The organism is Streptomyces sp. LE64 (assembly GCF_052606915.1).
Genome location: NZ_CP199708.1, coordinates 6370581 through 6382470, shown reverse-complemented (window position 1 = coordinate 6382470; position 11890 = coordinate 6370581). Strand labels below are relative to the sequence as shown.

8 protein-coding genes are annotated in these 11890 nt (G+C 72.3%); 3 read left to right on the top strand and 5 right to left on the bottom strand.

Going from position 1 to position 11890, the window contains the following annotated elements:
* Window positions 1-121 precede the first annotated feature (121 nt).
* Entirely contained in the window at window positions 122-331 is a 210-nt protein-coding gene (locus ACSMX9_RS28350) for a dodecin (protein WP_445398268.1), read from the top strand.
* A 486-nt stretch (window positions 332-817) separates the two neighbouring features.
* Here ACSMX9_RS28350 and ACSMX9_RS28345 read toward each other — a convergent pair whose 3' ends face one another.
* Together ACSMX9_RS28345 and ACSMX9_RS28340 are read right to left on the bottom strand one after the other, a co-directional pair.
* Entirely contained in the window at window positions 818-1495 is a 678-nt protein-coding gene (locus ACSMX9_RS28345) for a helix-turn-helix domain-containing protein (RefSeq protein WP_445398266.1), read from the bottom strand.
* Between the two features lie 374 nt (window positions 1496-1869).
* On the bottom strand, window positions 1870-4359 hold the full coding sequence (locus ACSMX9_RS28340) for a glycoside hydrolase family 65 protein (protein ID WP_445398264.1): 2490 nt from the start codon (window positions 4357-4359) through the stop codon (window positions 1870-1872).
* Window positions 4360-4955: 596 nt separating this feature from the next.
* Here ACSMX9_RS28340 and ACSMX9_RS28335 point away from each other — a divergent pair.
* Entirely contained in the window at window positions 4956-7325 is a 2370-nt protein-coding gene (locus ACSMX9_RS28335) for an ATP-binding cassette domain-containing protein (RefSeq protein ID WP_445398262.1), read from the top strand.
* An 88-nt stretch (window positions 7326-7413) separates the two neighbouring features.
* Here the strand turns inward: ACSMX9_RS28335 and ACSMX9_RS28330 are convergent, their stop codons facing one another.
* Genes ACSMX9_RS28330 through ACSMX9_RS28320 form a run of 3 tightly spaced genes read right to left on the bottom strand, consistent with a single transcriptional unit; the run spans window position 7414 to window position 10843 of the window.
* The gene (locus ACSMX9_RS28330; RefSeq protein WP_445398260.1) at window positions 7414-8163 is read right to left on the bottom strand and encodes a succinate dehydrogenase/fumarate reductase iron-sulfur subunit; all 750 of its coding nucleotides are present in this window, start codon (window positions 8161-8163) and stop codon (window positions 7414-7416) included.
* The gene (locus ACSMX9_RS28325) at window positions 8160-10133 is read right to left on the bottom strand and encodes a fumarate reductase/succinate dehydrogenase flavoprotein subunit (protein WP_445398258.1); all 1974 of its coding nucleotides are present in this window, start codon (window positions 10131-10133) and stop codon (window positions 8160-8162) included. Before ACSMX9_RS28325 ends, ACSMX9_RS28330 begins: the two co-directional genes overlap by 4 nt.
* Before the next feature lie 2 nt (window positions 10134-10135).
* Complete coding sequence (locus tag ACSMX9_RS28320; RefSeq protein WP_445398256.1) at window positions 10136-10843, bottom strand: succinate dehydrogenase; 708 nt, start codon at window positions 10841-10843, stop codon at window positions 10136-10138.
* Window positions 10844-10937: 94 nt separating this feature from the next.
* On the opposite strand from ACSMX9_RS28320, the gene ACSMX9_RS28315 reads away from it, so the two are divergent.
* Window positions 10938-11837 carry a LysR family transcriptional regulator gene (locus ACSMX9_RS28315; protein ID WP_351241772.1) on the top strand — a complete coding sequence of 300 codons (900 nt, stop codon included), beginning with the start codon at window positions 10938-10940 and terminating at the stop codon, window positions 11835-11837.
* The last annotated feature ends 53 nt before the right edge of the window (window positions 11838-11890 follow it).

Below are 11890 nucleotides of genomic sequence, written 5' to 3'. Positions count from 1 at the left end.
GGCTCCATACGGGTGGGCTCGAAGTCTGGTACGCGTCAAGGACGCAGGTCAAGAGGCTGAGTGAGCTCTGTGAGTTTACCGTGAAGGGGGACGCCAACATGAGGCGGAGAGGAGAGCACTCATGTCCGACCACACGTACCGGGTGACCGAGATCGTCGGCACCTCCACCGAGGGGCTGGACCAGGCCGTACGGAACGGAATCGCCCGGGCCTCACGCACCCTCCGCAACCTCGATTGGTTCGAGGTCACGCAGGTCCGGGGCCAGATCGAGGACGGCGAGGTGCAGCACTTCCAAGTCGGTCTGAAAGTCGGTTTCCGCATCGAGGACTGACCGCGCGGCCCCGCAGCGGGGGCCGCGCCCCCCTTCCGGCACCGCCGTGACGGGCCGCCACCGGGTCGGACGATGGCCGAAAATGAGGGAAGTCTCACGTCCGCACAACCCCATGCGCCCCTTGGATTCCCTCGTTCCCCGGGCGAAGCACGGATGGCGGGAATCATCCCCGGGCCCCCGCCCGGGAACGACGGCTCGGCCTCCGCCCGGGGCCGCTCGACGCCAGGGGCACCGGCCCGGGCAGTTCAGGCGCGGCACCCCACTGCTGTCGCGGCCTCCTCGGTCCGTCTCGGGTGCCCCGCCCGGACCGTGGTCGAGGCGGCGGAGGGAGCCGGATTCCCTGGTGGTCGGGCGACGGGCCTCCCCGTCGGTACGGCACGCCCGGGCGATGCGGCCCTCCGCCACGCCCGCTGGCCGGTGGCTGTCGTTCCGCACGCATGAGACGGGTCCACCGGGCACCGGCAGTTGCACCCCGGGGACGATGGCTCAGCGGGTGCGCAGATCGCGTCCGGTGACCTCCCTCGGCACCACTCTGATCCAGCGGGTCCGCCTTCCTTCGGCCCAGGGCCGCGAGCCCGTGCGACGGGTGAGTGCGGACAAGGTCTCGACGTCGGTCACGGACTCGGCCACTCCCGTCACCAGGATGCTCCAGCCACGACTCCTGGCGTCGTCCAGGTGGTCGGCTTCGAAGGAGATCGGGGTGCCCGACTCGACCGCCGCGGGACTCCCCGGCTCCGTGCGGTAGACGATGCTCCTGCCGTCGACGAGGAAGTTGACCGGCAGGATCACCGGCGTCTGGTCTCCCCGCAGCCCCAGGCGCCCCACGCCGTGCGTGCCGAGCCGTTCCCAGCACTCCCGTTCCGAGAGCCGTGCGAGGTAGGCGTGTCCCGTGGCCTCCCCCAGCCCCGGCGGAGGGTCGGCACGACCGTGGAGCAGCTCGTCGTACGTCGTGCCCAGGGCGGCGGCGACCCGGGCCAGTCCGTCCGGGTCGAAGCTTCCGTCCTCGACGAGACGGCGCAGGTACGGCGGGGACATCCGCGCGTGGTGCGCGAGCTCGGCCGTGGAGAGTCCCTGTTGCACCCGACGCAACTCGACCCGTTCGGCCACGGTTGGCGTCGGGGGCCCGCTCTCCGCGTCACGGTCCGGCTTGCCTGGGGTGCCCATGCCCCGCCTCCCTCGCTCGTGGCACCCACGCTTCCGCGAGCGCCACCGTGGACCCGGAACGACATCTCCAGCATCCCGCCTCGGGCGGCCGTGGGCACGCCCGGGCGGGTGGGACCGGCGGAGTAGAGCGACCCCGGCCACCGTCTGCCATGGGCCTCTCACTCGCGGAGCACCACGGCCACGGGTGTCGCGGCCTGGTGCAGGACGGTCCGGGTCACCGATCCGGTGCGCGCGTGCGGCGGCCCACGGCGGCAACCACCCCACCGAACCGATGCCCTGGCGCGGACCGGGCCCCACGTCCCGCCCGGCTGGTCCAACCTCTGCGCCTCTTCCCCGCGATCGGCCACGACGGCTACCTGCGCTCACCGGGGGAGTCAGTCAGGAGGTGGGTCAGACCCCGCCGGGCAACGCTCACGTACATCCTCACTGTCAGGAGGCGGTCCGTCGGCCCGGGTGTGCCGCCGGCGGCCCGGGCGGTCCGGGAAGCTCGCGGTGCAGGTCTCCCCCGGTGCCACCGAGACCGTGCGGTCGGGGAGCTCGATGCGGACGGGCGCCAGGTCGGAGTCCGGTACCGACACCTGCAGTCGGCCGGCGCTCAGCCGGAGCCGGATTCCCCAGTGCCCCCGGTAGCGGATCGCGAAGCCGTACGCCTCGGATCCGGCGTACAGCACGGACAGGGGGTCGAGCCGTAGGGCTTCCGGGCGGGGTTCGAGGCCGGTGAGGCAGCGCTGGACGAGGTCGAGGGTGCCGGCCATGGCCCCGAGGTGGATGCCCTCGCCGGTGGTGCCGCCCTGGAGGTCGGCGATGTCGCCCATCAGGGCCTCCCGGGCGAACGCCCATGCCTCGGTGCGCCGCGCACGGGCCAGTGTCCAGGCGTGGACGAGGCTGCTGAGGGTGGAGCCGTGGCTGGTGCGGCGTAGGTAGTAGTCCACGGTGCGTTGCCAGGAGGCCTCGTCGAGGTCGTACCCCAGGTGGTGGAAGGCTTCCCCCAGTCCGGACGGGGTGAACAGGTATCCGAGCATCAGGACGTCCGCCTGTTTGGACGCCTGGTAGCGATTGGCGGTGTCCCCTTCGGCCTCCAGGATGCGGTCGAGCCTTCGGATGTCCCCGTAGCGGTGGCGGTAGTCGTCCCAGTCGAGCTCGGCCAGGTCGCCGTAGCCTTCGAACTGGCTGATGACCCCCTGGTGGTGGGGGACGTACAGCTTCCGTGAGACGTCCTCCCAGTGCTCGGTCCCGCCGGTGTCGAGGCCGGTGCGCCCGAGGAGTTCGTCCTTCAGCGGCGCCGGAAGGGTGCGCAGCACGTCGAGGGCGCGGGTGAGCACCCAGGACGCGGTGACGTTGGTGTACGCGTTGTCGTCGATGCCCGGCGCGTCGCTGTCGGGATAGGCGTCGTGGTACTCGTCGGGGCCGACCACGCCCCGGATGCGGTATCGGCCCAGCCCGGTGTCGTACACGGCGGTGTCCGCCCAGAAGCGGGCGATCTGGAGGATCGTCTCCGCTCCCCGTGCGTGGAGGAAGTCGGTGTCCCCCGTGGCCTGCCAGTACGTCCACACGTTGTACGCGACGGCCGAACCGACGTGGTGTTGGAGACGGGAGTGGTCGGGCAGCCATCGGCCGGAGCGTGGATTGAGGTGGATCTGCTGCGTCTCCTCCCGGCCGTCGCTACCGCTCTGCCAGGGGTAGCGGGCGCCCGTGCGGCCGGTGTCGCGGGCGGCGTCGCACGCGCGTTCCAGCCGTCGGTGGCGGTAGGTGAGCAGGGCGCGGGACACCTCGGGGAAGTGGAGGTTGAGGTAGGGCAGGACGAACAGTTCGTCCCAGAAGACGTGCCCCCGGTACGCCTCTCCGTGCAGCCCCCGGGCGGGGACGCCGGCGTCCAGGTCGACGGTGTGCGGGGAGAGGGTCTGCAGGACGTGGAAGAGGTGGAGCCGCAGGATCGAGCCCGCTTCGCCCGGCACGTCGAACTCGGCGTTGCGCCAGAGTCGGTCCCAGGCGGCCCGGTGGGATTCCAGGAGTGCGTCCGCGTCCGGAGCCCGCGCCACCCGGTCGAGCGCTGCGTGCAGGGGATCGCTGATGGCCCGGTCGCACGAGGTGTGCAGGGCGACGGTCTTGTCCACGGTGATCCGTCGCCCGTCGGTCAGCGGCACGCGGAAGGCGAGCACGGCCCGTCCGTCCGTGGACACTCCGGCGTTCGGAACGGCGTTGCCCTCCACGGTGGTCCGTGCGGCCAGTGCGACGCGGATGCCGGAGGTGGCCGTGCGGCAACTGAGCCACACCGTGCCCGGCGCAGGGGCGCCGGCCCGGACGTGCGCGAGGTGGTGTCCGGCGAGTTGCCGGTAGCGTTCGACACCGCTGTTGGTGACCGTCCCGTCGATCGCGGATTCCACCTCGATCTCGCCGGACCAGCCTTCGGCGGTGAGTTCGGTGCGCAACAGGGCGAGGTGGGGGTGGGCCATGTGCACGAGCCGTACTTGCCGCACGGCGAGTCGACGGCCGTCGGCCTCGTAGCACAGGGTGCGTTCCAGGACGCCGGAACGCAGGTCGAGCCTCAGGCGCTGGCCGTGGACGGGATGCGTGTCCGGTGTGAGCCAAGAGGTGTCCGCACCGTTCGGGAGGCGGAAGCGCAGGGGAAGCCAGTTGGGCAGGTTCACCATGTCCTCGTTCTCCACCTGCTGTCCTGCCACGTTCGAGACCAGCCGGTCGTAGCAGCCCGCGGCGTAGGTGCCCGGGTAGTGGACGGCGTCCGCGGCGCACTCGGGGGCCGCGCCACGGGTGGCGAAGACGCCGTTGCCGAGCGCGCACAAGGATTCCCGAACCCTCTCGTGATCCGGCTCGTACCCCTCGTACTCCCAGATCCACGCGGCCACGGGTCAGCCCCTCGTCAGCGGGGGCGTCGGGCACGGGCCGGCAGCGGGCGGGGCGTCCCTCGTCGCGTCGTCGGAGGCCGCTGCGATCACGGTGCTGATGCGTGTGGGGGAACCACGGCCACGGGGCACCGGGCGTGGTGGCAGGGGGTGGGGGCGACGGGGCCGAGTTGCAGCCCGAACCGGCCGCCCCGGCGCAGTGCACCGACCGCCAGCAGATCGGTGGTTGCCGAGGCGTTCAGCAGGACGTTCCGGGCGGATCCTTCGGCCGTGCCGGTGCACCGGCACGGGCAAGCTCATCGCTCTGGTCCTTCCGTCTCGCACGGAACAGTCTGGTCACAGCAGGGCCCCGGTCGCGACTTTGGAGGGGGTGAACCGGGCGGACGAGGAGACACCGGAGCCGCCCCCCTCCGGGCCGGCGCCCGGGCGATGCCGGTGTGAGCACCGGCGTCGACGCCCGCGGGGCGCTCCTCGACTCCTACCGGAGACCGGCCCGGGTGGCGGGACCGCACCGCACCGGAGAAGGTGGGGGTGTGCCGTCCCGGTGGGCCGTCGGGCACCGCCCGGGGCGGACGTCCCGCCCGCACCGGAGTGGAGCCGTGTCCCCAGCGTTCCCCGAACCCGACCCCTACGTCCGGGTCCGCGGTGCGCGCGAGCACAACCTGCGGGGCGTCGACGTGGACGTCCCCCGCGACGCGCTGGTGGCGTTCACCGGGGTGTCCGGCTCGGGCAAGTCCTCGCTGGCGTTCGGCACCGTCTACGCGGAGGCGCAGCGGCGGTACTTCGAGTCGGTTGCCCCCTACGCACGGCGGTTGATCCACCAGGTCGGGGCGCCTCAGGTGGCGCGGATCACGGGGCTGCCACCGGCGGTCAGCCTCCAGCAGCAGCGTTCGACGCCGACCGCGCGCTCCTCGGTGGGCACGGTGACGACCTTGTCCAACTCGTTGCGCATGCTGTTCTCCCGGGCCGGCAGGTACCCTCCGGGGGCGCCCCGGCTGGACTCGGACTCCTTCTCCCCCAACACCGCGGCCGGGGCGTGTCCCGGATGCCACGGACTGGGCCGGGTGCACCGGACCACCGAGGAGCTGTTGGTGCCCGACCCGTCGCTGTCGATCCGGGAGGGCGCCATCGCCGCCTGGCCGGGCGCGTGGCAGGGCAAGAACCTGCGGGACGTGCTCGACGCCCTCGGCCACGACGTCGACCGCCCCTGGCGGGAGCTCCCGCCGGCCGAGCGCGAGTGGATCCTCTTCACCGACGAGCAGCCCGTGGTGACCGTGCACCCGGTCCGGGAGGCGGACCGGATCCAACGGCCGTACCAGGGCACGTACACCAGCGCCCGGCGGTACGTGCTGAAGACGTTCGCCGACTCGAAGAGCCCCGCCCTGCGGGCCCGGGCGGAGCGGTTCCTGGACAGCGCCCCGTGCCCGGTGTGCGACGGTCGACGGCTGCGGGCCGAGGCGTTGGCGGTGCGGTTCGCCGGCCGGGACGTCGCCGGGCTCGCGGCACTGCCGCTCGACGCGTTGGCGCGGGTGCTGCGGGAGCACCGGGACGATTCGCCGACCGCCCGGGTCCTCGTCGACGACCTGCTGTCCCGGATCGAACCCGTGCGGGAGCTGGGCCTCGGCTATCTGAGCCTGGACCGGTCGGCGCCGGGGCTGTCGGCGGGGGAACTCCAGCGGCTGCGGTTGGCGACCCAGTTGCGGTCCGGACTGTTCGGCGTGGTGTACGTCCTCGACGAGCCGTCCGCCGGGCTCCACCCGGCGGACGTCCGAGCGCTGCTCGCGGTCCTCGACCGGCTGCGCCGGGCCGGGAACTCGGTGTTCGTGGTGGAGCACCACCTCGACGTGATCCGGCACGCGGACTGGGTGGTGGAGGTGGGGCCCGGTGCGGGCGAGCACGGCGGGCGGGTGCTGCACAGCGGTCCGGTGGCGGACCTGGCGGGGGTGCCGGACTCGGCGACCGCCCGTTTCCTGTTCGGGCAGCGCCCCGCCGCGCCGCCGGGGACGGGGGACCGACCGGGCGGTGCGGACCGGGGTCGGCTGCGCATCGGGCCGGTCACCCGGCACAACCTGCGCGGGGTGAGCGCCGAGGTGCCGCGGGGCGCCCTGACCGCGGTGACCGGCGTGTCGGGGTCGGGGAAGTCGACGTTCGTGGGCGCGATCACCGAGGAGCTCGACGGGGTGGGACGGTTGGTGAGCGTCGACCAGCGGCCGATCGGCCGGACCCCGCGCTCCAACCTGGCCACGTACACGGGGTTGTTCGACGCGGTCCGCAAGGCGTTCGCGGGCACGGACGCGGCCCGGGAACTGGGGTACGGGGTGGGCCGGTTCTCGTTCAACGTCGCGGGCGGTCGGTGCGCGACCTGCCAGGGCGAGGGGTTCGTCTCGGTGGAGCTGCTGTTCCTGCCGAGCACCTACGCACCCTGCCCGGAGTGCGGGGGCGCGCGCTACAACGCCGAGACCCTCCGGGTGCGGTACCGCGGTCGTACCGTCGCCGAGGTGCTGGACCTCACCGTGGAGTCCGCGGCGGCCTTCTTCGCCGACGTGCCGGTCGCGGCTCGCAGCCTCGACGCGCTGCTCGACGTGGGGCTCGGGTACCTGCGGCTCGGGCAGCCCGCGACGGAGTTGTCCGGGGGCGAGGCGCAGCGGATCAAGCTCGCCACGGAGCTCCAGCGGGTGCGGCGCGGGCCGGCGGTGTACGTGCTGGACGAGCCGACGACCGGGCTGCATCCCGCGGACGTGGCGGTGTTGATGCGGCAGTTGCGGAAGCTGGTCGGGGCGGGGCACACGGTGGTCGTGGTGGAGCACGACATGTCGGTGGTGGCGGACGCGGACTGGGTGGTGGACCTGGGGCCGGGCGGCGGGGACGAGGGCGGTCGGGTGGTGGCCGCCGGGCCGCCGCGGGAGGTGGCCCGGGCTGCGGGGAGCCGCACCGCCCCCTACCTCGCGCGGGAGGTGGCGGGCCGTTGAGCAGGTCGGGCTGACGGGGCCGGGGATGAGCACCACCTCCCGGCCCCGTCCGTTCGCGGTGGGTGGCGAACGGTCCCGGGGCCGGCGGCTACCGCTCGCCGGCGGAGCGGGTGGCGCGCAGCCACTCGCGGTTCATGCGGGTGATGGAGACCAGCGGGATGCCCTTGGGGCAGGCGGTGGCGCACTCCCCGGCGAGGGTGCAGCCGCCGAAGCCCTCCGCGTCCATCTGGGTGACCATGTCGAGGACCCGGGTCTCCCGTTCCGGTGCGCCCTGGGGCAGCACGCCGAGGTGGTTGACCTTGGCGGAGGTGAACAGCATCGCCGCGCCGTTGGGGCAGGCGGCCACGCAGGCGCCGCAGCCGATGCACTCCGCGTGTTCGAAGGCGAAGTCGGCGTCGGGCTTGGGTACCGGAGTGGCGTGGGCCTCGGGCGCGGAGCCGGTGGGCACGCTGACGTAGCCGCCGGCCTGGATGATCCGGTCGAAGGCGGAACGGTCGACGACGAGGTCCTTGACCACCGGGAAGGCAGCGGCGCGCCAGGGCTCGATGTCGATGGTGTCGCCGTCCCGGAAGGACCGCATGTGCAGTTGGCAGGTGGTGGTGCGCTCGGGGCCGTGGGCGTCGCCGTTGATGACGAGGCTGCACGCGCCGCAGATGCCCTCGCGGCAGTCGTGGTCGAAGGCGACGGGGTCCTCGCCCCTGAGGATGAGTTCCTCGTTGAGGGTGTCGAGCATCTCCAGGAAGGACATGTCGGGCGAGATGCGGTCCACCTCGTACGTGGACATGGCGCCGTCGGACTCGGCGTTCTGCTGGCGCCAGACGCGCAGGGTGAGCTTCATGCGTAGCTCCGCTGGGTGGGGTGGACGTACTCGAAGACCAGGTCTTCCTTGTGCAGGACGGGGGCGGTGCCGGTGGAGGTGAACTCCCAGGCCGCGGCGTAGGAGAAGGCGTCGTCGTCGCGCTTCGCCTCGCCGTCGGCGGTCTGGGACTCCTCCCGGAAGTGTCCGCCGCAGGACTCCTCGCGGTGCAGTGCGTCGAGGCACATCAGCTCGGCGAGTTCGAGGTAGTCGACGATGCGGTTGGCCTTCTCCAGCGACTGGTTGAACTCCTCGCCGGTGCCGGGGACCTTGAGGCGGCGCCAGAACTCCTCGCGGATCCGGGGGATGCGTTCCAGCGCCTTGCGCAGCCCGGCCTCGTTGCGGGCCATGCCGCAGTACTCCCACATGAGTTCGCCGAGCTCGCGGTGGAAGGAGTCGGGGGTGCGGTCACCGTCGACGGAGAGCAGTCGCCGCAACCGGTCCTCGGTCTCGGCGAGGACCTCCCGCACCGCCGGGTGGTCGACGCCGAGGTCTTCGTCGGCGGGGCGGGGGTGGCGGGCGAGGTAGTCGTTGATGGTGGACGGCAGCACGAAGTAGCCGTCGGCGAGGCCCTGCATCAGCGCGGAGGCGCCGAGCCGGTTGGCGCCGTGGTCGGAGAAGTTGGCCTCGCCGACCGCGAAGAGGCCGGGGATCGTGGTCTCCAGGTCGTAGTCGACCCAGAGTCCGCCCATCGTGTAGTGCACGGCGGGGTAGATCCGCATGGGGGTCTCGTAGGGGTTCTCCGCGGTGATCCGCGCGTACATGTCGAAGAGGTTGCCGTACTTCTCCTCGACCTTGTCCCGGCCCATGCGTCGGATGGCGTCGGCGAAGTCGAGGTAGACGCCCTGGCCGCCGGGGCCGACGCCGCGGCCCTCGTCGCAGACGTTCTTCGCGGCGCGGGAGGCGATGTCGCGGGGGACGAGGTTGCCGAAGGAGGGGTAGATGCGCTCCAGGTAGTAGTCGCGCTCGTCCTCGGGGATCTCGGCGGCCGGGCGGGTGTCGCCCTGGGCCTTGGGCACCCAGATCCGGCCGTCGTTGCGCAGCGACTCGCTCATCAGGGTGAGCTTGGACTGGTGGTCGCCGGTGCGCGGGATGCAGGTGGGGTGGATCTGGGTGAAGCAGGGGTTGGCGAAGTGGGCGCCGCGGCGGTGGGCCCGCCAGATCGCGGTGGCGTTGGAGTTCATGGCGTTGGTCGACAGGTAGAAGACGTTGCCGTAGCCGCCGGAGGCGAGGACCACGGCGTCGGCGAAGTACGTGTCGATGCGGCCGGTGACCAGGTCCCGGGCGACGATGCCGCGGGCGCGGCCGTCGATGACGACGAGGTCGAGCATCTCCGTGCGGGCGTGCAGTTCGATGGCGCCGGCGGCGATCTGCCGCGACATGGCCTGGTAGGCGCCGATGAGGAGTTGCTGACCCGTCTGGCCGCGGGCGTAGAAGGTGCGGGAGACCTGGACGCCGCCGAAGGAGCGGGTGTCGAGGAGTCCGCCGTACTCGCGGGCGAAGGGGACGCCCTGGGCGACGCACTGGTCGATGATCTCCACGGAGACCTGGGCGAGCCGGTGGACGTTGGACTCCCGGGCGCGGAAGTCGCCGCCCTTGACGGTGTCGTAGAAGAGACGGTGGATCGAGTCACCGTCGTTGCGGTAGTTCTTGGCGGCGTTGATGCCGCCCTGGGCGGCGATGGAGTGGGCGCGGCGCGGCGAGTCCTGGTAGCAGAACTGGATGACGTGGTAGCCCTGCTCGGCGAGGGTGGCGCCGGCGGAGCCGCCGGCGAGGCCGGTGCCGACCACGATCACCGTCTGCTTGCGCCGGTTGGCGGGGTTGACGAGCTTGGCCTCGAACCGTCGGGTGTCCCAGCGCTCGTTGATGGGTCCGCCGGGGGCCTTGGCGTCCACGAGGGGCTCGCCGGTGGCGTAGTCGGCGTACGGGGGGAAGGCGTCCTGGGAGGCCATGGTCAGCTCACCAATCCGGTCATGACGCCGACGGGGACGGAGACGAAACCGACCGTCAGCAGTAGTGCGAGCGCGTTCGCGGAGGTCTTGAGGAAGCGGTCCCGGGACCTGCTGCCCGCGCCGAGGGTCTGGGCCGCGCTCCAGAATCCGTGGCGGACGTGGAGGCCGAGGGCGAGGACGGCGGTGATGTAGACGACGTTGCCGTACCAGGTGGAGAAGGTGTCGACCACGTTCTGGTACGGGCGGCCCTTCTCGAAGCCCCCGGGGTGGGCGTGGCCGGTCGTGAGGTCGAGGATGTGCCAGACGAGGAACAGGACCAGGATGATCCCGCCCCAGCGCATGGTGCGGGTGGCGTAGCTGGCCCGGGCCTTCTTGTGGACGTAGCGGGCGGGGCGTGCCCTGATGTCCCGGCGGCTGAGCTGGTAGGCGCAGACGCCGTGCGCGACCACCGCGACGACCAGGACGACGCGCAGCATCCACAGCGCCCACTCGTAGTGCAGGATCGGCTCGCCCAGGGTGCGCAGCCAGTGGGCGTACTCGTTGAAGGAACTCGTACCGAAGAAGATCTTCAGGTTGCCGATCATGTGGGCGACGAGGTATCCCAGCATGATCAGACCGCTCACCGCCATCACGGTCTTCTTGCCGACGGTGGAGTCCCAGATCGTGCGCGTCATGGACGGCCGTCGATCCGTCCGTGTTGCCAGAGCCATGCCACAGCACGCTACGGGGCCGATTCCGATCGGTCCAAGACATGGGTTAGCTCATTTTGATAGCCATCCGCTATGGCACCCGTACACTGGTCCCATGCAGTTGCAGCAGCTCCGCTACTTCGTCACCGTTGCCGAGACCCGGCACTTCACGCGCGCGGCCGAAGTGGTGCACGTCGCCCAGCCCTCGCTGTCCCAACAGATCAGGGCGCTGGAGCGGGAGCTGGGCGCCGACCTGTTCCTGCGGGCCCGTGGCAACATCACCCTGACCGACGCCGGCGAAGCCCTGCTCCCGTTGGCCCGGCGCATCCTCGCCGACGCCGACACCGCCCGGCACGAGGTGCAGGAACTGGCCCAGCTGCGGCGCGGACGGGTGCGGCTCGGCGCCACGCCGAGCCTGTGCACGGGCCTGCTGCCGGAGGTGCTGCGGGCCTTCCACGACCGCTACCCGGGCATCCGGCTGCACATCGAGGAGGGCGGCTCGCACGACCTGGTCCGCGAGCTGGCCCGGGGAGCGCTGGACCTGGCGCTGGTGGTGCTGCCGCTGCCCTCCCCCTCGCCGGCGCTGACCACGGTGGAGATCCTGCGGGAGGAGCTGGTCGTGGTCTCCTCCCCGGAGCTGCCCGCCCCCGGGCAGGGCGGTGAGGTGCGCGTCACGGACCTCTCGGGCGAGCCCATGGTGATGTTCCGGCACGGCTACGACCTGCGGGAACTCACCGTCGGCGCCTGCCGCGCCCAGGGCTTCGAGCCGGAGTTCGCGGTCGAGGGCGGAGAGTTGGACGCGGTCCTCGGCTTCGTCCGGGCCGGGCTCGGCGTCGCGGTGGTCCCCCGGATGGTGGCCACCCGTCCCGGACTGGGCCTACGGGTCAGTCGGCTCTCCCACCCCGGGCTGCACCGGACGATCGCCCTGGCGCACCGCAGCGACGTGGCCCCGCCCCGGGCGGCCCGCGAACTCCAGCGGCTGTTGCTGGAGCGGAAGGCCACCGCCGGACGCTGAGCGGGGCGCCCCCGCGTCGCCGGGGGCGGGTGTGCGCACCCCCGAGGGCCTCC

Coding starts and splice junctions, on each gene's coding strand:
- ACSMX9_RS28350 (WP_445398268.1), top strand. CDS start 122: ATGTCCGACCACACGTACCGGGTGACCGAGATCGTCGGCACCTCCACC.
- ACSMX9_RS28345 (WP_445398266.1), bottom strand. CDS start 1,495: ATGGGCACCCCAGGCAAGCCGGACCGTGACGCGGAGAGCGGGCCCCCG.
- ACSMX9_RS28330 (WP_445398260.1), bottom strand. CDS start 8,163: ATGAAGCTCACCCTGCGCGTCTGGCGCCAGCAGAACGCCGAGTCCGAC.
- ACSMX9_RS28325 (WP_445398258.1), bottom strand. CDS start 10,133: ATGGCCTCCCAGGACGCCTTCCCCCCGTACGCCGACTACGCCACCGGC.
- ACSMX9_RS28320 (WP_445398256.1), bottom strand. CDS start 10,843: ATGGCTCTGGCAACACGGACGGATCGACGGCCGTCCATGACGCGCACG.
- ACSMX9_RS28315 (WP_351241772.1), top strand. CDS start 10,938: ATGCAGTTGCAGCAGCTCCGCTACTTCGTCACCGTTGCCGAGACCCGG.